The sequence below is a fragment of the Photobacterium proteolyticum genome (genome assembly GCF_001939735.1).
In the GTDB taxonomy this organism is placed as follows: Bacteria; Pseudomonadota; Gammaproteobacteria; order Enterobacterales; family Vibrionaceae; genus Photobacterium; species Photobacterium proteolyticum.
The window spans coordinates 166587-191055 of sequence record NZ_MJIL01000085.1; the positions used below are offsets into that span (position 1 = coordinate 166587).

General features: G+C 46.5%; 22 protein-coding genes. 15 read left to right on the forward strand and 7 right to left on the reverse strand.

Annotated elements, in window-relative coordinates; all coding sequences use genetic code 11:
- Nucleotides 1-102: 102 nt before the first annotated feature.
- Entirely contained in the window at nt 103-1017 is a 915-nt protein-coding gene (locus BIT28_RS17860; RefSeq protein WP_075766184.1) for a LysR family transcriptional regulator, read from the forward strand.
- A 145-nt stretch (nt 1018-1162) separates the two neighbouring features.
- Here BIT28_RS17860 and BIT28_RS17865 read toward each other — a convergent pair whose 3' ends face one another.
- From BIT28_RS17865 to glgC, 3 genes are all read right to left on the reverse strand, one after another.
- On the reverse strand, nt 1163-3049 hold the full coding sequence (locus BIT28_RS17865) for a methyl-accepting chemotaxis protein (protein ID WP_075766186.1): 1887 nt from the start codon (nt 3047-3049) through the stop codon (nt 1163-1165).
- A 338-nt stretch (nt 3050-3387) separates the two neighbouring features.
- Entirely contained in the window at nt 3388-4893 is a 1506-nt protein-coding gene (gene glgA, locus BIT28_RS17870) for a glycogen synthase GlgA (protein WP_075766188.1), read from the reverse strand.
- 10 nt (nt 4894-4903) lie between these two features.
- Nucleotides 4904-6121 carry a glucose-1-phosphate adenylyltransferase gene (glgC, locus tag BIT28_RS17875; protein ID WP_075766190.1) on the reverse strand — a complete coding sequence of 406 codons (1218 nt, stop codon included), beginning with the start codon at nt 6119-6121 and terminating at the stop codon, nt 4904-4906.
- A gap of 366 nt (nt 6122-6487) precedes the next feature.
- Here glgC and BIT28_RS17880 point away from each other — a divergent pair, with 366 nt between their 5' ends.
- On the forward strand, nt 6488-7909 hold the full coding sequence (locus BIT28_RS17880; protein ID WP_075766192.1) for an alpha-amylase family glycosyl hydrolase: 1422 nt from the start codon (nt 6488-6490) through the stop codon (nt 7907-7909).
- 56 nt (nt 7910-7965) lie between these two features.
- Here the strand turns inward: BIT28_RS17880 and BIT28_RS17885 are convergent, their stop codons facing one another.
- Nucleotides 7966-8241: a PepSY domain-containing protein gene (locus BIT28_RS17885; RefSeq protein WP_083651937.1), complete on the reverse strand. Its 276-nt coding sequence runs from the start codon at nt 8239-8241 to the stop codon at nt 7966-7968.
- A 334-nt stretch (nt 8242-8575) separates the two neighbouring features.
- Between BIT28_RS17885 and BIT28_RS17890 the strand changes: the two genes are divergently transcribed.
- Nucleotides 8576-8959: a hypothetical protein gene (locus BIT28_RS17890; RefSeq protein WP_075766194.1), complete on the forward strand. Its 384-nt coding sequence runs from the start codon at nt 8576-8578 to the stop codon at nt 8957-8959.
- Between the two features lie 11 nt (nt 8960-8970).
- Nucleotides 8971-10356 (forward strand): class II fumarate hydratase, encoded by a 1386-nt coding sequence (locus BIT28_RS17895; RefSeq protein WP_075766196.1) that lies wholly within the window; start codon nt 8971-8973, stop codon nt 10354-10356.
- 81 nt (nt 10357-10437) lie between these two features.
- Here the strand turns inward: BIT28_RS17895 and BIT28_RS17900 are convergent, their stop codons facing one another.
- A complete protein-coding gene (locus BIT28_RS17900; RefSeq protein ID WP_075766198.1) occupies nt 10438-11148 on the reverse strand; it encodes an EAL domain-containing protein in 711 nt (236 codons plus the stop codon).
- A gap of 398 nt (nt 11149-11546) precedes the next feature.
- Here BIT28_RS17900 and BIT28_RS17905 point away from each other — a divergent pair, with 398 nt between their 5' ends.
- Nucleotides 11547-12251: an HAD family hydrolase gene (locus BIT28_RS17905; protein ID WP_245823752.1), complete on the forward strand. Its 705-nt coding sequence runs from the start codon at nt 11547-11549 to the stop codon at nt 12249-12251.
- Between the two features lie 46 nt (nt 12252-12297).
- Here BIT28_RS17905 and BIT28_RS17910 read toward each other — a convergent pair whose 3' ends face one another.
- Nucleotides 12298-13053, reverse strand: a complete 756-nt coding sequence (locus BIT28_RS17910; RefSeq protein ID WP_075766202.1) for a DeoR/GlpR family DNA-binding transcription regulator — start codon at nt 13051-13053, stop codon at nt 12298-12300.
- A 135-nt stretch (nt 13054-13188) separates the two neighbouring features.
- Here BIT28_RS17910 and BIT28_RS17915 point away from each other — a divergent pair, with 135 nt between their 5' ends.
- The 9 genes from BIT28_RS17915 to BIT28_RS17955 all read left to right on the forward strand — a co-directional run bounded on the left by BIT28_RS17915 (nt 13189) and on the right by BIT28_RS17955 (nt 21802).
- Entirely contained in the window at nt 13189-13827 is a 639-nt protein-coding gene (locus tag BIT28_RS17915) for an HAD-IA family hydrolase (RefSeq protein ID WP_075766204.1), read from the forward strand.
- 203 nt (nt 13828-14030) lie between these two features.
- Nucleotides 14031-14567 (forward strand): cytochrome b, encoded by a 537-nt coding sequence (locus BIT28_RS17920; protein ID WP_075766206.1) that lies wholly within the window; start codon nt 14031-14033, stop codon nt 14565-14567.
- Nucleotides 14568-14569: 2 nt separating this feature from the next.
- Nucleotides 14570-15139 (forward strand): YceI family protein, encoded by a 570-nt coding sequence (locus tag BIT28_RS17925; RefSeq protein ID WP_075766208.1) that lies wholly within the window; start codon nt 14570-14572, stop codon nt 15137-15139.
- Nucleotides 15140-15335: 196 nt separating this feature from the next.
- A complete protein-coding gene (locus tag BIT28_RS17930) occupies nt 15336-16052 on the forward strand; it encodes a DUF2076 domain-containing protein (RefSeq protein WP_075766210.1) in 717 nt (238 codons plus the stop codon).
- A 71-nt stretch (nt 16053-16123) separates the two neighbouring features.
- Entirely contained in the window at nt 16124-16882 is a 759-nt protein-coding gene (locus tag BIT28_RS17935; RefSeq protein ID WP_075766212.1) for a hypothetical protein, read from the forward strand.
- A 118-nt stretch (nt 16883-17000) separates the two neighbouring features.
- On the forward strand, nt 17001-17357 hold the full coding sequence (locus BIT28_RS17940; RefSeq protein ID WP_139310487.1) for a DUF6677 family protein: 357 nt from the start codon (nt 17001-17003) through the stop codon (nt 17355-17357).
- 89 nt (nt 17358-17446) lie between these two features.
- Entirely contained in the window at nt 17447-18154 is a 708-nt protein-coding gene (locus tag BIT28_RS17945) for a metallophosphoesterase (protein WP_075766216.1), read from the forward strand.
- A gap of 72 nt (nt 18155-18226) precedes the next feature.
- Nucleotides 18227-18829 carry an ECF-type sigma factor gene (locus BIT28_RS17950; RefSeq protein WP_075766218.1) on the forward strand — a complete coding sequence of 201 codons (603 nt, stop codon included), beginning with the start codon at nt 18227-18229 and terminating at the stop codon, nt 18827-18829.
- Nucleotides 18830-21802: a serine/threonine protein kinase gene (locus BIT28_RS17955; RefSeq protein ID WP_075766220.1), complete on the forward strand. Its 2973-nt coding sequence runs from the start codon at nt 18830-18832 to the stop codon at nt 21800-21802.
- Nucleotides 21803-21854: 52 nt separating this feature from the next.
- Here BIT28_RS17955 and BIT28_RS17960 read toward each other — a convergent pair whose 3' ends face one another.
- Nucleotides 21855-22304: a dCMP deaminase family protein gene (locus BIT28_RS17960; RefSeq protein WP_075766222.1), complete on the reverse strand. Its 450-nt coding sequence runs from the start codon at nt 22302-22304 to the stop codon at nt 21855-21857.
- 272 nt (nt 22305-22576) lie between these two features.
- On the opposite strand from BIT28_RS17960, the gene BIT28_RS17965 reads away from it, so the two are divergent.
- Nucleotides 22577-23551 (forward strand): DUF2860 domain-containing protein, encoded by a 975-nt coding sequence (locus BIT28_RS17965; RefSeq protein WP_075766224.1) that lies wholly within the window; start codon nt 22577-22579, stop codon nt 23549-23551.
- Nucleotides 23552-24469: the final 918 nt, after the last annotated feature.

Below are 24469 nucleotides of genomic sequence, written 5' to 3' on the forward strand. Positions count from 1 at the left end.
GAATTAGGCGACCATGATCACAAGAATTAGGCATTGAGCATTTTCTTCCATTCAAATAAATGTGAGACTTGTCGATATTATTTTTCTGTTCTTCTTTTCCCTATGGATAAAAGCTACAAACAATTTCTTGTCGTTGCCGAACTGGGCAATATCAGCCTGGCAGCCAGCCACCTTGGGCTCAGCCAGCCGACACTGACCAGCAACATAAAAAAGCTGGAAGCGAGCTTTGATGTCCCGCTCTTTATCCGTAAATCAAAAGGCGTAGAGCTCACCGAGTATGGTCAGCTCTTGCAGGAGCAGGCTCTTGAACTACAACGTCGCCATGATGCCCTGTTGCACAAAATGGCCGATCTCAAAGAGCGAAAGACCGAGAAGATCCGAATGGGGACAGGCGATGCCTGGTGGGAAGTTTTCGTCAAGCAAGCACTGCAACAATACAGCCACAATAACCCTTCAATCTCTATTCAGCTGGAGTTCGGTAACCACCTCAAGCTAATGGATATGTTGATCCATGGCCAAATTGACCTGTTTGTCGGACACGAAATCATCGGCCTGTCACGACGCTGTAATGTCAGCTTTATACCTCTTCTCCAGGATAAAGAAGCCCTGTTCGTTCACCAGTCCCATCCGTTACTGCTCAATCAGGGAAAAGACTCAGATACCGAACTCTACCCGTTGCTTCAGGTCACGCCGGACTCCGAAACCTATCAACATCTCATCGAGAATCCACAGCCCAAACAACTGGAGCGGGAAAGAAAAAAAGTCTCTGAGCGCATCGTCTATGAGATCAACTCACTCACTGCCAGCATTGATATCCTCACGACCACCACCGCGATAATGCCCTACCCGCTGAGTATGGCTGATTACTTCTCGCTGTCGAATATCGTACCGCTCACGCAAGATCAGAAGGCCCAGACCGGAACTGTCGGTATTTACCATCTCAATGATCCCCTTGTTGATCATGTCAATGACATCAAGCATCAGCTAATCGCCTGCGGACAGCAGCTCAGCGAATAACCCCATAAATAAAAAAGCCTGCGATACCGACTAAGGTTTCACAGGCTTTCACTTCTAGGTTCTAGGTTCTAGGTTCTAGGTTCTAGGTTCTAGGTTCTAGGTTCAGGGTATTAAGCCCTGACTGTATGCAACCAACTCACTGCCGTTACACTACGAATGTCGCCACTTTGTCATTCAGGTTAGTTGCCTGAGTACTAAGGTGCTCAGCCTGTTGGCGAGCCTCGCTGGCATCATTTGCTAACTGATCGGTCACATCTTTAATCGTGGTCGTATTTTGAGTGATTTCATCGGTAACATGTGTTTGCTCTTCCGCAGCTGTTGCAATCTGGGTGGCCATATCACTGATCATGGCTACCGAATCATTGATTTGCTCCAGTGCCGCCGTCGCCTGATCAGCATCTTCTACCGAGCACTGCGCCAGTTGTGAGCTGGTTTCCATCAGGTTAACGGCTTTAGACGTCGTTTGCTGCAATGTCGCAATCATTGACTGAATTTCTTCTGTCGAGGTATGAGTTCGCTGAGACAACACTCTGACTTCATCTGCCACAACAGCAAAACCTCGCCCCTGCTCGCCTGCGCGTGCCGCTTCGATAGCTGCATTCAGAGCCAGCAAGTTCGTTTGTTCAGCAATCCCCTGGATGGTCGACAAAATACTGTTGATCCCCTGGGCATGGTCATTGAGCTCACTGATAACCGTTGTCGCTTCGCTCACTTCAGTAGCCAGATTATTGATTGATACTTTGCTCTGAGCCACCAGCTCGCTGCCGCTGTGAGTATGAGTTGTCGAGTCCTGCGCCGCCCGGGCAGTCTGTTCAGCATGAGAAGCAATTTCCTGAGTAGCTGAAGCCATCTCTGTAACAGCCGTTGCCACCATGGCGATCTCGTCTTGCTGGCACTGTAGATCACGTGCCGATTTATCTGCGCGCTGTACCCCCTCACTCGACGTTTGGCTTAGCTCAACGCCCTGGGTGCGAATATGGCCGATCAGCAACTGCAGGCTGGCTACAAACTGGTTAAAGTTCGCTGCTAACTCTCCCACCTCATCCTTACTGTCCAGCTCTATACGCTGGGTTAAGTCACCACCGCCCTGCGCGATCAGTGCCAAGGCGTTGGATACTTGCTTCAGAGGCCTGAACAAATACCCACAAAGCAGGTTAAACAAGAAGACACAAATAATCACAACCAGCAGTGTCGTCAGCATTTGATCATAGAGCGTACTATATAGGGGTGCCACGACAGAGTCATAGTCAATCACAACAACAGTGTTTAGCTTTTTGCCCTCAATCGGCGCAACAAAGACAAAGCTTTCATTACCGTTTAGCACCTTCTTCTCGATATGCCCTTCACGAGCTAAGTTCTTGATCAAGGTATCAGTCAGATCACTATCAATCGTGCTAATAGTCTTATTCAACAGCGATGAATCAGCATGAGCAAAAACATTCCCTTCGGCATTAGCGATGAACATGTACCCTTCACCAGGCAATGTCACCTCCTCCAGCTGTTTGATGATGTTCGCCATCTCGACATCAGCACCAAGCACTGCACGCTGGCCTGACACTGTTAACGCCTTGCCCATAGAAACAACCGTAGCGCCTGTTGCTGCCGCAATCGTCGGGTTTTCTACCGTTACAGCGCCATTAAGTTTGATCGCATTTTGATACCAACCCCATTTGCGCGGATCGTTGTTGCCCGGTGGAAGCTGGACATCATTGGCATTAACCTGACTACCATCACTAAAGGCAAGAAACACATTGTCGAATTTTGCCGAGTCCCGGACCTGTTTTAAGTGCTCGGTCAAGGCATCATTTGTTGCATTCGTTGACATCGCCGACAGAGCCGACGCTTTTGAATCCATCCAATCAATAACGTAATTGTTATAAGCCGATGCAACACCGCGAAGCCGATCATTAAGATCATCATCAAGACGACCCAACGAGGAGATAAATGAAAGTGCCGTTACCAGCATTCCACCCAAGATAATGGCGATACTGGCCGAAAGCGCCAGTTTTTGCCGAAGAGTTAGATTAGACATTGATTCCCTTTACGATTCTTATAATAACAGCAATACGCCTATAATTTTTTCGGCAACATAAACAGTGCCGTATACGACTTGAAAATAAGCCCCCCGACTTAAGCGAAGATCAAATGCCCGCCATTTATTTCAAGCTTCGAAATTATTGCACTTTTATTATAGTGTTCAAAGTATCAGCAGTATTTTCTTGACTCACGTCGACAAAATAAATCCTATAAGGAGATAATCAACTATTAGAATGAAAGGCTTTATTCCAGAAAAAGCAAAGCCCTCATGAAGGAGGGCTTTGAGAGGATATTGCTTACTATCTTATTTGCTACAACTGAGCAGCAGCTATTCTACGCTAAATACTCGGGAGCCTGAGGGGAAGCAACGCGTCCCTGCTCTTGTCCCATGTACATATTGACATATTGCTCAGCCGATTCCTTCCACTCAAACTTACACGCCATTGCATTTTGCTGCAGGCGTTTAAACTCTTGTGGCTTCTGGCTATATAGCAATAGACTACGCTGAAGCTTAATAAGCAAGGCTTCCGGCGTCGGTGCATCAAAAATAAAGCCCGTTGCCACCTGCGGAGTCTGATCATAGTCGATCACGGTATCCTTCAGACCACCCACCCCACGCACAATCGGCAAGGTGCCATAAGCAAGGCTATACATCTGATTCAATCCGCACGGCTCAAACTCTGATGGCATCATAAAGAAATCTGCACCGGCCTCAACACAATGTGCCAGCGGATTGCTGTAGGCCTCGACAAAAGCAAACTTCTCTTTATGGGCTCCACTAATATCACGCAGTGCCGCAGCCAGCTTGGGATCACCCGTTCCAACTATCACCACCTGTACATCATTGACCAGGAAGTCTTTGAGCATCGGAATGATATAGTGAATACCCTTCTGCTCAGTCAAACGGCAAACCATTCCATAAAGCGGTACATCTTCAACCGGTAGCCCGACCTGTTGCTGTAAATCACGTTTACACGCTTTTTTACCTCGCACCAGGCTAACTTTGTTGGCTTTAAAGCTCTGCTTAATAAAGGGATCCGTTTCTGGATTCCAGTCTTGATAGTCACAGCCATTCACGATGCCGTAAAGATCAGCGGCACGAGCCTGAAAGTCTGCTTCCATTCCGTGAGAGCCTAAATGCGTGAGTAATTCGGAGGCATAGTTCGGGCTGACGGCATTAACCTTGTCGGCATAAGCCACACCGGCTTTTAGCATACTGACATGGGAAGGGTCGACTTCGGCATTGATATAGCGACGCTGAATCAGCTCAGGGATCAAACTGTACTGTTCATAATTAAATACGCCTTTGAATACCGCATTATGGATTGTGATCACGCTTTTCGTCTGAGCAAAAAACGCATCATCGGCGTACCGAGTCCGGAGCAGGAAGGGAACCAGACCAGTATGCCAGTCATTACAATGAACAACATCCGGCTGAAAGCCCATCTTCTCACACAAATCCAACGATGCGGCACTGAAAAATGCAAACCTTTCACCGTTGTCAGAATATGCCTGGTTGTTTTCTGCATACAGCTCGGGGCGCGCAAAATACTGAGGCGCATCGACTCCGTAGACAGTCACCTTGCCACTCTCCAGCGCTTTCACCTGGTAGCTTACAGGTGCAGGCTGAGGGGCAACATATAATTCGGTATCAAGCAGTGTCTCTGCCTGCTCAGAACCTACAACCTTCTGATACAGCGGCATGACAATACGAACATCATGCCCCATCTCTTGAAGCGCTGAAGGTAACGACTTGGCGACGTCCGCCAAACCGCCGGTTTTGACCAAACCTTCGACCTCAGACGCCACAAATAATATCTTGAGCGATTTTCCTGACATCGGTTTCTTTCTAATAACCAACTTTTGCTCCTTTTGGTATCACGACAATTCCTTCGTCTGACACATGGTACTTCTTCTTATCTTCTTCAATATTCTCACCGATAATCGTACCAGGTGCGATATGAACATTCTTATCGATAATAGCACGGCGAATCGAACAGCCTGCACCGATCTTTACATCACCCAAAATAACTGACTCACTGATTGTAGAGCCATGATCAACATTGGTGCGGAAACCCAATACTGACTTATAGACTTTAGCGCCACGAATATAGCTGCCAGCCGATATCATGCAGTTATTGGTATCAACCTTGTGCTCTTCGCTATCAAGCACTGTTGCGGGCGGGAGTGGCGGATAATAAGTATGCAGCTGCCACTGACGGTTATATAGAGAAAACGGCGCATCTTCTGACAGCAAATCCATATGTGCCTGCCAGTATGATTCGATAGTACCAACATCGCGCCAGTAGCCTGTGCTCTTCTCTCCCGGGATCACATTGGTCGTAAAGTCATAGACAAATACTTTACCCAACGGAAACAGTTTAGGAATAATATCTTTGCCAAAGTCATGGCTTGATTGTTCGTTAACTGCGTCTTCCTCGAGCTCTTTGCTCAGTACGCCAGTTTCAAAGATATAGTTCCCCATGGAAACTAATGCATGATCAGGATCACCCGGAATGGACTTCGGATTCTCAGGTTTTTCCTCGAAACCAACCATGCAGCCATTGGCATCCACTTCTATCACCCCAAAGGCACTGGCTTCACTCAACGGCATACGTAGGGCCGATACCGTTAGATCCGCTTTTTTCTCCAGGTGGTAGTCAAGCATCTGCTTAACATCCATTTTGTAGATATGGTCACTACCGAAAATACATACTTGGTCCGGCTCTTCGAGTTCAACAAAACGCAGATTCTGGTAAATAGCATCTGCCGTGCCATCATACCAGCGCTTACCCATCCGCATCTGAGCAGGGATCGGGTCAATAAACCGGCCCGTAATACCTGAGACATTCCAGCCCTTCTTCATATGTACGTAGAGTGACTGAGATTTAAACTGAGTCAGCACATAAATCTTCATCAGATCAGCATTAAGAAAATTATTTAATGCGAAATCTATCAGGCGGTAACTACCTCCAAATGGCACTGCAGGCTTAGTACGCGTATCCGTCAACGGACGCAGACGCGACCCTTCTCCACCTGCCAAAATCATTCCTAAAACACCAGCCATAGTGTACCTCCTTGTTAGTAAGCAATCATGCTCATATATACCACACTTCCATGCCTATTGAGAATGCTTTTGCAGTGAATCTTGATTGATATATTACAAAAGTAAAAATTTATTACAACGTTCACACTTATTGGTATGACGACTACTACTTTCACACCGACAGTGACTGCCTTGTCCTCGTATTTATTGGTGGGAAATATCAATAACGAGATTTTATATAATTGTCATAATTCACGGAACGCCCGAATTTGCTAGCTAAACGCCTCTACTCCCCCTGTCTCCTACCTCTTTAGGAGGTAAATAGCTGAATACTTTTTCAAATGCAGCCAGTAGACTTTCTGTAGATTGTTAATGGAAGCACAAAACATGACGACGAGCTTTTCAACTCACCTATCGCCAAAGGCAACCAATGTTATTCTCCATGCCTTTGACTGGCCTTACAGCCGTATAGCTGAAAATGCCGAAGCCATTGCCAAATCAGGCTTCAAAGCGGTACTAGTATCGCCACCGATGAAGTCCAAAATAACGAACAAAGGCACTCAATGGTGGCAACGATACCAACCACAAGACTACCGGGTTATTGACAACCAACTTGGCAATACTGCTGATTTCGAGCAGATGACAACTACTTTGAAGCAACACGACTTGCTGGTTTATGCCGATATTGTATTCAACCACATGGCTAACGAGTCCGATATTCGCACTGATCTTGACTACCCTAACGCGGGCATATTGCAAGACTATGACGAGAAAGTGGAATATTTTGAATCAATAAGGCTATTTGGCGATTTATCTCAACCGCTTTTCACCGAAAGTGACTTTATTCAGGCGTTTCCGATCGAAAACTGGAAGGATCCATGGCAAGTACAGAACGGCCGCATTAGCAGCGGGCATGAAGATCCCGGGCTACCGACGCTCAAATGCAATGATAATGTAGTAAAAATACAACAATCCTACCTAAAAGCGTTAAAACTATTAGGTATAAGTGGATTTCGTATCGACGCGGCCAAACATTTGACGCTTGAGCACATTCAACAGGTTTGGGACGAAAAGATCAGTGAAGGCACCCACATTTTCGGGGAGATCATTACCGACGGTGGAGCAACCAAAGAAGAATATGAGCTATTTCTCAAGCCATACCTTAAAGACACCCGGCTTGGCGCATATGACTTTCCGTTATTTCATTCTCTTTTCAACGTATTTGAAAAAGGAGAACCGATCACGGATCTAGCCAACCCATACTCCGTCGGCCAGGCACTTGCTAATGATAGAGCCATTACCTTCGCAACGACCCACGACATTCCCAACAATGATGTATTCCTCAACCAAGTCATGACTGAGCACAACGAGCGACTGGCCTATTGTTACGTGCTGGGCCGTGACGGTGGCGTGCCGCTGATCTACTCGGACTTGGATACCAGCGGCATTCTATCGGATGACGGAAAACCAAGGTGGCTCGATACCTGGCTGGATCCTATGTTGCAAAGCATGATCCGATTCCATAACCTTACCCATGGCGAACCGATGCACAGCTTCGAGCATTGCGACGATCTGCTGATGTTCCAGCGCGGGGACACCGGTATCGTGGTGATCAACAACGGTAGCAAGGAGAACACTATTTCGCTTCCGGCAGGTAACTATATAGACTTGCTCGATATGGACGGCACATTAATTGAAACCGCTGAAGTAGTGACACCCGAAAAGGTGTGTCTAGACAATAAAAACAACGATACGTGTTATCAGATAAGGCTTCCTGCTAAATCCTGCGCAATGTTAGTCAGAACCTAGCAGAAAAACAGCAGACAGTTGGATAGGTTAAAGGTTGATAGCCGAGTGCTGTCAGCCTAATCAATATCAGTTATCTTGCCCGTATAAAGGTCGATTTCAAGCTCTACCTTACGGCCTTCTTTGTCTCGCGCTTCAACTTCAATTTCGTTCTCTTCACGCTCCACCTTGATCTTCCTGAAATCATGGTAGCCCTGGTTTTGGAGCATTCTCATCGCCTTGGGGACGGTCAACGCACTGGAGGCTGTCTCTTCAACCGGATCAGCCTTTGCAGAGACCGCAACAAGCAAACAGCCAAGACACATCCATGACGAAAAAACACTTAATACTTTCATACTACTTCCCACAACAAAGTATGTGATGCGTCATCATACCAGACCAATCAAACTATCTATTATCGCAGTCACCAAATGAATGTGATTCATATCACGTTCTCTGGCTTGCAAAAGACAAACCCACAACTTAGATCATAGCGAGTGGCAAATAATATTCTTTGCACAAAGAATAAGACCACAACGCTTTATTGTTATCCATAAACAGGCCTCTCGCGATAAGGGCTATCGACCAGATAGTATAAACTTAACCGTATGCCATTATTGCACCTTGCACATTAACAATTTAAATGATAATAATTATCACTACGATTGACGCAAGGGTTTGGTACGCCATATGGAAAAAAAAGCACGGCTCTATAGCCTATTTTTCAAAGCAGAAGAGCGATTTCTCGATCACCCTGTATTACCTGGTTTTGAGCCCGATATTATTATCGACTTTGTCCAGTCAGGGCTAAATCTCGCCTCCTATTACTGTCGCCATTCGCCTAACTATAACCCTTTACTTCAAGAACTCTTTTTACGCCGAGTCTTCTTTCATCTCACTGACGCTATTGCACATAAAGGGCATTCGCGAATTTTCCGCCGCATCTGCCTCGATCATCTCCATTGTCCTTTGATGGCATTAAAGAAGTACTACGGCCAATCAGACGAAGGGAAACGCCAGCTCTATTCTCTACAACGTAACCTCTTGCAATTACACCACAACTCCGGATTCTAAGGATATCTATCATGAGCTCCCATTATCGCATTGAAAAAGACAGCATGGGCGATGTTCACGTCCCTCAGGATGCCCTTTATCAGGCTCAGACTCAGCGAGCTGTCGACAACTTTCCGATCAGCGGCATGACTATGCCCAAGCAATTCATCCAAGCACTGGCTTTTGTCAAACAAGCCGCTGCACGCAGCAATTTGGAACTCAAATTGCTCGAGCATGATATTGCCCATGCCATTATCGACAGCTGCCAGGAAATCATCGACGGCCAGCATTTAGAGCAGTTTCCTATTGATGTCTTTCAGACAGGATCTGGAACCAGCTCGAACATGAATGCTAACGAGGTCATTGCCACCCTTGCCAGCCAGAAAAGTGGCAAAACTGTCAGCCCCAACGACCATGTCAATATGGGCCAAAGTAGTAACGATGTGATTCCGACTACTATTCAGGTCAGTGCCGCCCTTGCCTGCCACTTTCAGCTATTTCCGGCACTGCAACACCTGATTGACACCATTGACAGCAAAACGGAATCTGTTGGCCACGTGGTAAAAACAGGCCGTACCCACTTGATGGACGCCATGCCAGTCACGCTTGGTCAGGAACTGCAGGGTTGGAAGATACAACTTGAAAAAGCGCAGTTGGGTATCACACATGCACTGGAAAATATAACAGCACTGGCCCAGGGTGGTACCGCGGTGGGTACCGGGATCAATGCCGAGCCAGAATTCGCAGCTATTTTTGCCAATAATATCTCTGTCTCGACAGAAATCAATTTCTCCTGCAGCGATAACTTTTTCTATAACCTGGGCAGCCAGGATGCCATTGTCGCCTTATCTGGCCAGCTCAAGACAACTGCGGTGGCCGTCATGAAAATATCCAATGACTTACGTTGGATGAACTCAGGACCGCTTGCCGGTCTGGGAGAGATAGAATTAGAAGCACTTCAGCCGGGCTCCTCTATCATGCCGGGTAAAGTGAACCCGGTGATCCCCGAGGCAGCGGCTATGGTTGCAGCTCAGGTTATTGGCAATGACACCACAATCACCGTTGGCGGACAAGCTGGTAATTTCCAGCTTAATGTAATGCTGCCTGTTATCGCGCTAAACCTCATACAGAGTATTGAGCTACTTGCCAATGCATCCACACTGCTGGCAGATAAAGCTATTGGTAGTTTTACCGTCCGGGAAGATAACCTGCAGTTGGCTCTGGCAAAAAACCCAATATTGGTGACAGCACTCAATCCGGTAATTGGCTATCTGAAAGCCGCAGAAATAGCCAAGAAGGCCTATAAAGAACAAAGACCAATTATCGATGTCGCGGAAGAAGAAACAGATCTCAGCCGTTCAGAGCTTGAGTCGCTCCTCAACCCCAAAAAACTCACCGAAGGTGGCGTTGCCCACTAATCTTGACCAATGATGATTCTCTCATTTTCTGCTGATAACAGTGGAAAATGAGAGGGCTGCGACAATAGACATTCGGCTCTATCAAATAATAGGCTCGAAAAGACAGGGAAGTTCGCTCACCAGCACAGGGCGGCCAATGTAATAACCTTGCATGTAATCGACCCCCAACTCCCTAACCGTATTGAAGTCGTTCTGGCTTTCGATCCCTTCCGTCAGTACCTTGGCATTGAGTTCATGTGCCAGGCTAATAACAGCCTGAAGTTCCTCTGGTTTTCCGTCCATATAATCTGTCAACAAACTGCGGTCGACCTTGATAATATCCGGGTTTACTTTCCTGACACGGCTTTCCGATGAAGCATCGACACCATAGTCATCTATCGCAATACGAAAACCGTAATCCTGCATATCCTGAAGCGAACTCACGAGCAGTCGGTCATTGGCACAGGTATGCTCAAGGATTTCAAAATAAATCCTGTCATTCGACAAACCCAGTTCCTTGACTCGAGAAATAAGCGAGTTATACCCATATTGCTGACTACCGGCATCTAACGCTGCAATGGGCGTCATATTCAAAAACAATGCGCCGTCAGAGACAAAACGCGCAAAATTCCGTAAGTGTATAACCCGGGCCAAACGATCAAGGTTTATCCGATCACTGGAAGGCATAAAACCTGTACTAAAGAAAGGCTCTGTCTGTAGCAGCAGCCCATCCTGACAATAAATTCTAAGCAGTGCTTCATAGCCAAACAGCGCACCAGACGCTGAGACTATTGGCTGGAAAGCACTTTTCATCGTGTTTCCCTTATAGTAAGCACTGCAACTCCCGACCTCCGATTGAGTCAGGTGCTGTTCGAGCTCATCCCTTGTTCTTAATATTCTCGCCACTGACTTTCCATAGTTGCCGATGTGATATAAACAAACATAATTCTTCCCGCATACTTTCATAGCAACCGTACAATATCTTAGGAAGCAACTCACATAATTCCTTTGAACTATACAGATTTTTCGGATCTACATTCGTTTCACTAATGAGACAGTACTTGATTTTCAGTCAGTTATGAAGGGTAACACTATGTCTGACAACCCGTCTGCCGTCAAAAATACATAGGAATGAAAGGGAACTGTCATAATCCGTCACTATGATCTGCGGTAATTCAAAAGACAGATGAAATGATAAAAGGAAAAGCAGTTTGACACATTCGAACCAGGCTATGAGCAACACGCCTTATCTGGCTGTATTTGAGCTTGATGAGACCCTAATTGCCGCTGATTCGGCTAGCCTATGGAGTGAACATATTGCCGAGAAGGGCCTTGCACCAGAGAATCAGATAGCCGAAGAGCACGAGTTAATAAGTGCCTATGCCAAGGGTACGATGGACATGGATAGGTACATGCAGGCAACCCTGAAACCTATCATCGGTATGGACAGACGAACTCTGACTCAGTTAGTTGCAGAGTTCGTCGAAGAAAAAATCAAACCCGCCTTATATAACGATGCTATTTCTCGAATTCAATGGCACAAGCAACGCGGTGATAAAGTCTTGGTGATTTCGGCAACAGGTGAACACCTGGTAAAACCTATTGCCAAATTACTCGGTGCCGATGATGCCATTGCAATAAACCTCGAACAGATTAACGGCATCATCACCGGCAGAACAACCGGAACACTCAGTTATCAACAAGGAAAAGTGACAAGAATGAAAGCATGGATCGCCGAGCAAGACATTCAGTTCAAAGGTAGCTATGGCTATAGTGACTCAATCAATGATTTGCCAATGCTAGACGCCGTCGACCGTCCGTTTGCCGTCAACCCGGATCCTGCATTGGCACTTCATGCACAAATGCAGGATTGGACAATAATGGACTGGCGCCATGAGAACAACATTTTGCGATAAGGCTGTACTATCAGCCATCATAAGCCTTTTCTAAATCGGAAAGGCTTTAAGCTGTAATAATCTCAACGCCGGCTTCCGACAACTCAGCCAAAATGGCCTTGTTAGCATCATTGCTGGTCACCAAAGCCGACAGTTTATCGCACGAGGCAATAAAGTGAGTGCCTACTTTATCCAGCTTGCTGGCATCAGCTAATCCCACCACTGTCTCAGATTGTGCAATCATGACTTTTAATGTCTGAGCTTCTTCCAGGTTATTGATCATTAAACCCGAACTGGTATGCAGTGCAAACACACCAAGGAAACAAAGATCGAAGTGGATTTCCTGCAACATTGCGTTAGTTGCAGCGCCGACAGACATAATAGCAGGCTTAAACACCCGCCCTCCAACCAAAATAAGCTCGATATTTTCATGTGAAATGAGCTGACTAGCAATAAGCGGGCTGGGAGTCACCACCGTAAACGGAAAATGCGTAGGCAAATTCTGGGCGATGTGTAAACACGTTGAACCGGAATCAATCAGCACGGTTTGCCCCGGTTGAATAAACGATAACGCCTTCATGGCAATGGCTTGTTTCGCTGGCTCGACCTCATCCTTTCGGTCCCGATAGTCGACCAAATCATGCTGGCAAGGCAGGGCACCACCATGTACCCGCCGCAACAACCCTTGCTGGGACAGACTGTTCAGGTCTCGCCTTACTGTGTCTTCCGACACGCCCAAGTGATGACTCAACTCCGTGGCATATACCCTGCCCTGCGCCCGCAACATCTCTAATATTCTATGTTGCCGTTCTTGTAATAACATCTTGCCGTTCTCTGCATGTTTTTACGTGATTTTACTGTATTCATGCGGAATTTCCAGTTGCAAACTTGCACGATTCTGCGCTAACATGCGTAAAATAAAGTGTTACTGCATGTTTTTGCATTTTTGAGAGGTTCTATGGTAGATGTTCAGGCAATCTTATTTGATTTAGACGGTACGCTTGTTGATTCAGCCTCTTGTGTTGAAGCCGTTTGGGAGAGTTGGGCAACAAGGCACGGTGTCGATAAAGACAAACTGCTGGCAGAAGTACATGGTTGCCGTGCCTTGGAAGTCATCCCAAAGTTCAAACCAGAGCTGAATGTCCTGGATGAGAATGACAAACTGCTCAAGCAAGAAATCGAGCATGCATCCGAAGTAACACTCATCCCGGGCGCTGATTCCCTATTACATTCCCTTGAAAATTTGCCATGGGGAATCGTTACCATGAGCTCAAGAGAACTGGCACTTGCCAAACTGGAAGCCTCTGGGCTGCCGATGCCCAAAGTACTTATTACTGCAGACGATATTACCCACGGCAAACCTAACCCCGAGTCGTACCTACTGGGTGCCGAGAAGCTGAAAGTCGAGCCATCTCAATGTTTAGTGTTTGAAGATGCTATTTCAGGGATAAAAAGTGCAAACAGTGCCGGAATGCAGGTAATTCAAATAGTATTTTCTGGTCATAGCGACATCCAAACCGATATTCTGGATCATATCGAAGACATGACGTCAGTTTCAGTTACTGCAACAAATAACAACCTGACTATTTGCGTATAAGTTACTCATTATAGTCAAGTATCCAAAGAGCAGCTCTAGTGCAATTCCCCCTGCCTGAGCTGCTCGCCTTCCCAATCTTTCGGCTCCCTCAAAATAGTTCATTCAAATAATTTGATGTTGTTGTTCAACTTGCGTGACTTATGTTTCACAAATTAATAACTAAAATATAGCTATTCAAGTTTGGAACAGATTGATTTGCCGTAATGAAAAATGCATCGAAACCTTATGACTGGCTATCTATCACTATTCACTGGCTCTCCGCCGTTGTGATCATCGGCTTATTTGCTGTTGGGCTGTGGATGGTTGATTTGAACTACTATTCCCAATGGTATAAACCGGCTCCGCACTGGCATAAATCAGCCGGGCTCTGCCTAGCTTTTGTCACCCTCTTTCGCCTTGTTTGGAAAACCCTCAAAGGCCACCCGGCCATTGAAGGTGCCCGTTGGGAGCAAGTAGGAGCAAAACTGGCCCATTGGGTTATCTATGTCATGCTATTCGGGCTTTTTATTTCGGGCTATCTGATTTCTACCGCCGACGGACGAGCCATTGAAGTGTTCAACTGGTTCTCAGTTCCTGCGGCAGGTGAACTGTTTCCTAACCAGGCAGATATTGCTGGCGAGGTTCACTACTACCTTGCATTCGGCCTTATCGGGCTGGCTGCGCTGCACGCACTTGCTGCTTTAAAGCATCACTATATCAACAAAGACAATACGTTAAAGAAAATGTTGGGAGTAAAGTAAACATGAAAAAGCAACTACTGACTCTGGGTCTACTGACTGCGCTCGCGATTCCATCTGTCGCTTCTGCAGCAGACTACGTAATTGATACCAAGGGAGCTCACGCTTCCATCAACCTCAAGATCAAGCATCTCGGCTATAGCTGGATCAAGGGACGCTTTAATACTTTCGACGGTACTTTCAGCTACGATCCAATGAATATCTCGGCATCCAAAGTAAGCGTAAATGTGGATACCACCAGCTTTGATACCAACCACGCAGAGCGTGACAAGCACGTACGCAGCGAAGATTTTCTAGAGGTAAAAAAATACTCAACAGCAACATTTACCAGTAACAAGGTCGAACCAAAAGGCAACGGTGAAATGACTATCACCGGTGATCTGACTCTGCATGGGCAAACCAAGCCGATAGCTATCGATGCTGTTTTTGTTGGCGAAGGTGAAGACCCATGGGGTGGGTATCGCGCAGGCTTTACCGGTACAACCCGTATTGAACTTAAAGACTTCGGTATTCAGGTAATGGGTGAATCAAGCTACGCTGATCTTGAGCTACACGTTGAAGGTATTCGTCAGTAACACCAATTACCAACACACTGTCCTTTCCTTTTAATCCGGCTTTTTGCCGGATTTTTTTCTGCGTGTACAATACCGACAAGCAAAAATAGTTACCTATAGTAACAGATTGAAACATACCCTCTGAGCTAGGATGATAAGCCCAAGCTCAAGGGTATATCTATAACAACGTTATCACGTTGAAGAGAAGGTAAAGAGAATGACACCACAAGAAAAAGAACTGATTCAAAATGTCGCCAATAAACTGAAACAAAGCCCAAATAAGGCGAAGGACGCAGACGCTGAAAAGCTGATTGTCGATGAAATCGGTGCCCAGCAAGATGCCATCTACAAACTGACCCAGGCCGTACTGGTACAGGAAATGGCACTCAAAGAGATAAAGCAGAAAAACGAATACCTTGAGAAATGTGTTGAGCACCATAAATCTGAATCAAACCGAGGCGCTTTCAGCAAAATGATGGGCGGTAACCGCCCGGCTCCTCAACCACCTAGACCTGCACATCAACCAAGCGCATTCGGCAGCTTCATGCAAACAGCCGCAAGCGTCGCGGTTGGTATGGTAGCCGGTAATATGATCAGCAATGCCCTATTCGGCAATGATGAACCAGCTGCGGACGAGATGGCCGCTGCGGATGTTGCACCTGATGCCGCAATGGATGAAGGCCTGGCTTCGACCGAAGAAAGTACTGGCGGCTTCCTGGACGACTCATCTGGCTTTGCCTCTGACTATACCGAGACTAGCGGTGGCTTTGGCGATGCCGGTTTCGGAGAAAGTGGGTTTGGTGACTCGGGCTTTGGTGATGCTGGATTTGATGACAGCTTTGCCAATGCACCATCGGATGATGTCGGCTTTGGCGGCGGTGACAGCTTTTTCGGCGGCGGCGATGACTTCGGCTTTGGTGACGAAGACGCCTAAGACTGAATATTATTCATAGACTGGAAGCTCAACAGCCTACTAGTTAGCGATTGAGTTTCTTTCTAAAGAAGATGCAGCTATTTCTCCTCTTTACAATTTTCATTGGCATGCTGGTGCTCGTCCGCCAGCTTGAGGTTTACGCTGCATCCAAGTTGGCGCAGTACGGTAAATACCGTTTGCGCTACCTTACCGCCTTTATCGGCACCCCGGTCCATGAGCTTAGCCACGCCTTGGTATGTGTGCTTGCCCGGCACAAGATCCACGAGATCAAGCTGCTGCAATTAAACGGCAGTAGTCAACTTGGTTATGTCCATCACAGCTTTAATCCTAAAAGCCTTTACCAGCAGTGCGGACGGTTCTTCATTGGCATTGCCCCCATCTTCGGCGGCCTGCTAACCATGGCTATCATGTCGAAAATCATCTACCCGCATTACGGCTTTGGACAGCTGATTGGAGCCAACCAGAACAAACTGCTAACTATCAGCAGTGTTTCTGGCTACCTGGATGTTTTTGCGCTGAACATAGGACACACTCTGGCGCTCTTTACCGAGCTTTTCAATCAGGGAAAACTGAAATTTATTGTTTGGTTTTTCGCGATGGCATCCATTACGAGCCATATTTGTCCTTCTGCCTCAGACATGAAGGGGGCGGCAATCGGCGCCCTATTCCTATCGACCCTGCTCGCTTTTCTCTTCTTCGTTGTAAATATTAATATCTACAGTATCGCCTTAACAACTATCAGCCTGCTGCTGGGTATCCTGACGATGTTTTTCCTGGTACTTATCATCTATTTCCTACTGATTATCGTTATTGCCAAACTGCTGCCTTAAAACCAGCGCTTCATCTTTTTCATTTCTTTTTGCGTAATTTTATCCGGCTTTCCGTCCCTCGTTATTTGCTCTGCCGATATGGATACTAAGCGCATTCCCAAACAATGAGATAGACAACATGAGCATTCAAGACACACTACATTCAGAGCGCATCCGCAACCAATTAAAGAACAACATGATTGGTGTTTTCCTTAACTTTATCCTGCCCGGCCTCGGTCACTGCTATGCCGGCAAGGTAATGTTCGGCCTTATCTTCATGCTGATTTCTGTGGTATGTATTTTCACCGCATTTCTCATTGTACCCGGCATTATTTATCTTGGTATCTGGATCTGGACCATGGTGGCGGTCAACCGCCTGATCAAGAACAACAACGAACAAATCCTCAGCAAGGAGCTGGCAGCGCTTAACCCGGAAGAAGACACAAAGCCCCTTGCTAATGCAGCCGAAAACGCCACAGTAAACGAGGCCAACTAACCGCTCCCTCCCCCAAGGGCTTAAGGCAAGGTATTACCCTTGCCTTAAATCCCTACTTTCTTTCTACGCTTGCACTATACGGGTTTTCTATGCGCCCTTTTATTCCTCGCCACTTTCACCAAGCGATAACAAGAAATACAGCTGGAACCGATTTTATTGTCAGCGATATTCACGGTCAGTACCGGCAACTTTACCGCGAACTAGCACACTGCCAGTTCCGTCCCGACAGAGACAGGCTGTTTAGTACCGGGGACTTGATCTCCCGCGGCCCGCAGAGCCCGCACTGTCTGGAGCTGCTTTTACAACCGTGGTTTTGTCCCGTACTGGGCAACCACGAACAACTATTCCTGTTAGGGTTTTCCAATCAGACGTTCTGGGACAAGCTTATCGATAACGGAAGCAGCTGGTTAAAGGCTTTCCTCCACCAGCCGCAAATGCTACTTCGCTGGCAGACCCTGATTTCACTCCGGATGCCGCTGGCATTAACTCTGTCATTTGCTCATCAGCAAATTGGCATTAGCCATGCCACTGCCCCAAGGGACTGGAACGAGGTTGTAAAAGGCCAATTGAGTACTGAAGATGTATGGCGAATGCTATGGAATCGAAGCGATATCAACACGGGGGGCAAAACATCTATACGCAATATTGATCTGACACTGCATGGACATAACCCAAGCTGCAAACCGGTCTACCGTCAGAACCAGTGCTGGCTAATGAGTGGCGTTGGTAACCAGAGCCTGGTGGTCAAACCGATCAAATACTATACAGAACATCAGAGCCAGTCTGATTTTACGTAAAAAAGTAGGATTTCTCTGTAAAGTCACTTTATTATCAGTTGGTTAATGATTCCAATGAGTATAGAGCCGAACATGGTCAAACCGTCAATCACTCGCCTGACAGAAAGAGACGATGCCACCCAGCTACTCGAAGGGTGGCGTTCTCGAAATAAGAAAGCCGAACAACTCTTTTTTGCCGCTGCCTACGAGGATATCAAGGCCATTGTCAGACGGCTGCGAGAAAAAAACGATCCGAGCAAAACGATATTGTGCGATGCATCAGTTACCGAGCTAAGCCATGAAGCTATTTTAAAGCTCAACCGCTGGCGCAATGACGAAACCCCCTTTACTCATCGCAAAGAGTTTATCGAGTATGTACGCCGCTCGGTGTGGCACTTATTGTTCGCCGATCCCGGCGAGATGGCCAAGCGCCAGGAGTACAAACTGGCCTACCTCTCACAGCTTAACGATACGCAGGACGACAGCATCACGCCCGATATGTCCCAAAGTCATGACCTGCACAAGGCATTGCTGGAGCTCAGAAATCGCTACCCCGAGCAAGCCGAAGTCTTTGAGTATAAGCATTTTGCTGCCGTCACCAATAAAGAAATCGCTACCTTGCTCAAGGTCAGCGAAAGAACCGTCAACAACCGCTTGCAGTTTGCCACGCACTTTTTAAAAAAAAGCCTGACTTAAATGGAAATATCCGATCTCTACGCCGAACTTCTTGATCTATCTCCCGATGAGCAGCAACTGCGTCTGGCTGCCCTAAGCAAAGATTACCCCGATGAAGTCGCCGATCTTGCCGATATGCTGGCACTGTCGCTTAGCGGCATCACCCAACTGGGTGAAAATTTAATTGCCAGTGAAGTAGGCACATCCAATCCGCTAGCCTCGCTCATTGGTCAAAAGGTCATGGGGTTTACCCTTTCCGAAGTACTGTCGGAAGGCGGTGCCACCGGGATGGTTTTTCTCGCCCGGCAAACTGTCGAATCGCCCACCGGTAATGAACAAGCCCAGCACTATGCGGCCGTGAAGGTTCTGCGCCAGAATATTCTTACCGCCAGCGAAACCGACAAACTGTTTTTTCGTGAAAGCAGTAACCTCATTGCGGCAAAACACCCGAAGATTTGTCAGCTTTTCGGTGTCGATAAGATAGGCAGTCATGACTGCATCGTGACCGAGTACATTGATGGCAGAATGCTGCATCAGTATCTCGATATGAAAAGGCTTACCCGCACCGAGCGCCTCATGTTATACAGGCAAGTACTGGAAGGAATGGCTTTCGCCCACAGCCGGGGGCTCTACCATGGCGATATTAAGCCACAGAACATTTTGGTTGATAACCGCGGTCAGATAAAAATCATCGATTTGGGTTTCAGCCGCCAGTTCGACGATAATCATGCCATCAACCCGGACAATGCCGTCCATTATATCAACGCATTCTCTCGTCACTGGAGTGCACCTGAGCAGCAGGCCAGAGTTTGGTACAAAGCGCGATCGGATATCTATTCGCTGGGTGTCCTTTTGTTCTACATGCTCAGCCTGAGATGGCCGGATATCAACGGTTTCGATACCGACTTCTCTGCCACTAATGCCCTCTGCACCTTTTCAGATATCGATCCTGAGCTGGCTGCGATCATCGCCAAAGCGACGCAACCAGAGGCTATAGAACGTTATCGCGATGCCGATGAGCTACTCGAAGAAATCGACGCCTATCTGGCTGGGCGACCTGTTGATGCCTATTCAAACAAAAGTAGCTATCGGTTAAAAAAGGCCATCAAGCGTCAGCCTTTCCTATCCTCCAGCCTGCTGGCATTGATATTGTCAGTTGTCGGAGGAACGGCTATCGTCACTCACCAGTACATCACGTTGCTCAACGAGCAGCGGTCGAACCGCCAAGTCATCAATCAGATGAGTAACACCTTGGCTTTCACCCGCCCGGCCCTGACCGATACGATAAAAGCGCCATCGATCAACGATTTATTCACATACGCCGCTCAGCAATGGCACCATAGCCAACAAAACCTGACCCCGGATGCGCGCTACCAAACGGGGATCATTTACGCCAACGGCCTGATTGCCCTAAGACAATATCAAGTTGCCATTGAGTTGCTCTCTTCACTCAAGGAGCAAATTGAACATACTCATAAGCCGACCGAGCGCAGCCATTACATTATAACCTTGCTTATCCGTGCTCAGCGCCTGTCCGAGCAACTCAACCCGGCCTGTAACCCGGATTACCAATCACCGGACTTTTCACCATTGTCATGCGCAAGCAACCAGCTGGCTCAGCCATACTTTGTTCTGTTTGACAACCAAGGCACACTTTCCTTGGCAGAGCTAGGATTGCTCGCTGAAATTCTCAAAGTCCCGCAGCAGACCGCTGATGACATTTATCTGTCACGGTATCAAAAGCTGTCTAAAAGCTTGGCCAGACAAGTCACCTTACAGACTGCTGAGTGGAAACAGCTCCCGCTTGCCCAGAAGAAAGGAATCTATGACCTGCTAACCGGACTGGACTCCCGCTCTGCAATGCTCCTCATAGGGTCACGTTTCACTTGGCTGTCAGAGAAACAAAAAGAGGCGCTTGTACAGGAACCTGCAAACTGGATATCTGACGATCTTACGGCCAGCGAAAAATACCAAATCCTAGATCTTGCCAGTATGGTTGCCTACAGCCTTGGTAATAACGATTTTGGCCAAAAATACGACGATCAAAAACAGGCTCAGCGTAAGCAGTCTCTGCCGCTCAACGAGCTTCACTTGTCATTTCAACCGGTGATGGGAATAACCTGGGAGAGTTACAATGAGAGCCAGCACCAGTTATATGAGTCGGTCAAAGAACTGATAAGCGGCTTCCGAGAATCGAATGCCCATGCCCATAGTGCCTTTGACAATCTGGTAAATGCCTATTTGTTAATTGGCGATCTCAAGGGTGCAAAAGCGAGTTCGCGGCTATTATCGTCATCTTATATGTACTCCAGCAAAACCAATATCAATGCGTACGGAACCGCCCCTTCAGACATGACACTTGCGATCTGGTACCGAGACTGGAATGCGTTTCGTCAGGCCTACAAGCGTTATAGCGGGATCAGGAAAATTTATCGCAAACAATACCCGGATCAAGAACTGGATTCAGAGCGTTATTTTGATCTGTTTGCGGCTATTCTTAATGGCAGCGCTGCTAAGCAAGATATTGAAAGCCTGAGACACAGCTATTTGCCCTATACAGACAAACACGCGGCTGATGTGTATATCCACTACGCAAGACTGCTCACAGGTGAAACTGAAGCTGCTATTGCTGGCTTCAAGGAATTAATGCTGAACAATCAGGATGATACCAGGTTGTTGTTCAACCATAACAACCTCCCGGCATGGGACGATGCAAGCGCGCTCTATGGCAGGCTGCTTATCCTATCAGGGCAAGAGAAACGTGGAATCCGCTACCTTACAAAGAAGCGTGAATTCAGCATTTTGAAGCACCCTGAATCGTTGTATAACCTACTGCCGAGCCTCTATCTGGCAGAAGCCTATGCAAAGCAAGGAAATCATAAGCAGCTCAAGACAGAAGTGAGCAATATAACCCCCTATATCGACAGGTTGGAATTTCGTGATGATCTTAAGTCACTCGTTGATAAGCTCGCGAGGCCACACTCAGCCGAATAACAAAGGCCACCGATGCGGTGGCCTTAAGATATTTTTATCATTAATAACAAGGTTATGATTTTGACAACTCGTCAAGCGGCAGCCAGTCGACCTCAACACCCGCCTGGATAAACATATCCTGACTGACTTTGATTTTATCTCCCCAGCGAGAAAGAAAATCTTCCGTCTGCTCCGGGCAATGCACTGAAGAAATACCGGTTTGAATAATTTTTGCGGCGCAGTTAGGACAAGGGAAATGAGTTACCCAGATATCACTGCCCGCCAAATCACGCTTGGCAAACAAAATGGCATTCTCTTCGGCATGCAGTGTTTTTAGCAGCTTCATCTCACGATCATCGGTGTCGGCACTGTCCGAGATACCATGCGGATAACCATTGAATCCAACCGAGACGATTCGGTTACCGTGAGTGATCACCGCCCCCACTTGTGTCGAAGGATCTTTACTCCAAGAACCGACCAACTCGGCCATTTGAAAAAAGCGCACAGCCCATTTAGAAATCATGTTCTTTACCTAATTTTGTCGATTTCAGTTATTTTGCAAAACTTACCCGCTCACCTCAAGACCCAACTAGAACATTATTGCTAACAAATATTCATTCGAGTCATTTATATACCCAATAACCCCACCTCCAGCTAATAACATAATTTTTATTGAGCTAAAAAGTGAACTGCTCCGATCACTTGTCATATTAAACATGGCAATTTTAAAAGACATTAATTCGACAACATCTATCGATAATTTCACCTTGAACTTACGAACAAAGAAAATTCGAGATGAAAAAAACGTATTTGGTTTGCTGCATGGCACTCATTAGCGGACATACAATGGCTGAATTAGGCGAACCTGGCTTCTCAGGGGAAGTCTCTGCGCTTGTGGGATTTGGTTCAACAGAATCCAATTTCAATACTGACAGTGATAAAACAATCAGCAATGTCGATAACTCAGGTAAGTCAGAGTCTGAGATGTTGGCAGCGCCTCTTGGCCAGCTTCGTTACACATTCGGTCAACTGGACAATCATCAGATCTTTATCGGGACATCACGAGAAGACATCGCAGTTGGTGACTTTGCACTGGAAGCCGGATACCGATATGGGCTATCTGAAGAGTCTTCCATTTCAATCTCTTACCTGCCGACTATTATGGGCGGTGAAACATGGGAAGATCCGTATCTGACAGGTACCGAACGCCAGACAACTGATATTTCAGGCAACGCTTACCGCCTCCAGTATGACAGCATCATGGACTCACCGTTCTCGTTGGACTTGGCCTATTACACTAAAGATATCGATACTGAGCAATCGGGCTCCCAGTACACCAGCGAGCAGCAAAAACGACTGGATCGCAGCGGCAACGGGCTTTACTCGAAAATATCCTATAAATACATGATTAACAACTCATCGCTTCTTCAGCCAGCAGTTATTTATAAGACCTTCTCGGCAGATGGCGATGCAATGTCGAATAAAAGCTACGGCGTTGAGCTGTCTTACATGAAATTTGTCAACCGACATGCATTTTCTATCTCGGGTAAATATCTCAATACAACTTTTGATACCGTCAACCCTGTTTTTGATACCGAGCAGAAAGATTCCGAATACAGCTTCTTCGCCGGATATGAATACGACGAGTTTATGGGATGGGATAACTGGGCATTTAATGCTATCGCCGGCTATGACGTAAAAGCTTCAAACATCAACTTTTACGATGAAACCGAATATATGCTTGGTGCCGGCGTGACCTATAAATTTTAATAACTAGGCTAGCGAGTCATAAAAATCACTAAACACTCAGCTCGCTAGTCTCCTTTTAGGAGTGAAATAATGAAAAAATCACTCTTAGTAGTCACACTTACCATCATAAAATTCAGGGGATATCTATTCTGAATATTCAAGTTTTGAGGCCAGCCAGCTTTCCCATAACACCTTTAAATCAGGTGCAGAAGAGGATCGGAAGAACGGGTTCCGCTACCTTTAAACTGATCACATTGCGCCGAGCTGAGACCATGATATTAGGTTATTTTGGACAAATACTAAAAACTAAATCGCATCAATGTTCACCAAAGCATTCATTAAGTATTTAACGTATATTGCTCAGTTAGAATGCATCCTTTCTCTAAAAATTTCTATAGTATTCAGCTGTTAACAAAGCCACGACTGACTCTACTTGAGCTCCAAAAGGTTTTTCTGAGTTTAGGTTACCTCTGTCACACTCTTGCATGCAATAAGAGCGTGTAAAAACCATAAGAATGATAAGATTTTTTAGTAGACAATCCCTTTTCGGATTGATTGTGATTTTGAATTACCTATTAAGTATTTACCAAGTCTCCCGGTATCGCCTACAAGCCTCTCAACAAACGTGAGCCTTATCCGCAAAGATGAGTGACTGACTAACCATTTTTCAAAAGTGGCTACCCTATTGAAAAAAACGACATTACAAATTAAAATGATAATTATTAACACTGGGGAGCGATATGTGATTTCACCTTACTAACAAAGACTTATCATGAACATATGACAAAACCAACTATTAACATCAAGACTGAAGACATTTCTAGTGGCAATAAAATCCCATTGTTGAATGTTGATGAACCCCCTGTGTCAGGATAGTTGTCGCCTAATCTAAATCCGTAAATTAGACAGGGGGTGGTGAGCAGAAAATATGTCCCGCTA

Coding starts and splice junctions, on each gene's coding strand:
- BIT28_RS17885 (WP_083651937.1), bottom strand. CDS start 8,241: ATGAAAGTATTAAGTGTTTTTTCGTCATGGATGTGTCTTGGCTGTTTG.
- BIT28_RS17925 (WP_075766208.1), top strand. CDS start 14,570: ATGAAAAAGCAACTACTGACTCTGGGTCTACTGACTGCGCTCGCGATT.
- BIT28_RS17955 (WP_075766220.1), top strand. CDS start 18,830: ATGGAAATATCCGATCTCTACGCCGAACTTCTTGATCTATCTCCCGAT.
- BIT28_RS17920 (WP_075766206.1), top strand. CDS start 14,031: ATGAAAAATGCATCGAAACCTTATGACTGGCTATCTATCACTATTCAC.
- glgA (WP_075766188.1), bottom strand. CDS start 4,893: ATGTCAGGAAAATCGCTCAAGATATTATTTGTGGCGTCTGAGGTCGAA.
- BIT28_RS17865 (WP_075766186.1), bottom strand. CDS start 3,049: ATGTCTAATCTAACTCTTCGGCAAAAACTGGCGCTTTCGGCCAGTATC.
- BIT28_RS17940 (WP_139310487.1), top strand. CDS start 17,001: ATGAGCATTCAAGACACACTACATTCAGAGCGCATCCGCAACCAATTA.
- glgC (WP_075766190.1), bottom strand. CDS start 6,121: ATGGCTGGTGTTTTAGGAATGATTTTGGCAGGTGGAGAAGGGTCGCGT.
- BIT28_RS17965 (WP_075766224.1), top strand. CDS start 22,577: ATGAAAAAAACGTATTTGGTTTGCTGCATGGCACTCATTAGCGGACAT.
- BIT28_RS17960 (WP_075766222.1), bottom strand. CDS start 22,304: ATGATTTCTAAATGGGCTGTGCGCTTTTTTCAAATGGCCGAGTTGGTC.
- BIT28_RS17880 (WP_075766192.1), top strand. CDS start 6,488: ATGACGACGAGCTTTTCAACTCACCTATCGCCAAAGGCAACCAATGTT.
- BIT28_RS17915 (WP_075766204.1), top strand. CDS start 13,189: ATGGTAGATGTTCAGGCAATCTTATTTGATTTAGACGGTACGCTTGTT.
- BIT28_RS17930 (WP_075766210.1), top strand. CDS start 15,336: ATGACACCACAAGAAAAAGAACTGATTCAAAATGTCGCCAATAAACTG.
- BIT28_RS17945 (WP_075766216.1), top strand. CDS start 17,447: ATGCGCCCTTTTATTCCTCGCCACTTTCACCAAGCGATAACAAGAAAT.
- BIT28_RS17860 (WP_075766184.1), top strand. CDS start 103: ATGGATAAAAGCTACAAACAATTTCTTGTCGTTGCCGAACTGGGCAAT.
- BIT28_RS17900 (WP_075766198.1), bottom strand. CDS start 11,148: ATGAAAAGTGCTTTCCAGCCAATAGTCTCAGCGTCTGGTGCGCTGTTT.
- BIT28_RS17950 (WP_075766218.1), top strand. CDS start 18,227: ATGGTCAAACCGTCAATCACTCGCCTGACAGAAAGAGACGATGCCACC.
- BIT28_RS17910 (WP_075766202.1), bottom strand. CDS start 13,053: ATGTTATTACAAGAACGGCAACATAGAATATTAGAGATGTTGCGGGCG.
- BIT28_RS17890 (WP_075766194.1), top strand. CDS start 8,576: ATGGAAAAAAAAGCACGGCTCTATAGCCTATTTTTCAAAGCAGAAGAG.
- BIT28_RS17935 (WP_075766212.1), top strand. CDS start 16,124: ATGCAGCTATTTCTCCTCTTTACAATTTTCATTGGCATGCTGGTGCTC.
- BIT28_RS17895 (WP_075766196.1), top strand. CDS start 8,971: ATGAGCTCCCATTATCGCATTGAAAAAGACAGCATGGGCGATGTTCAC.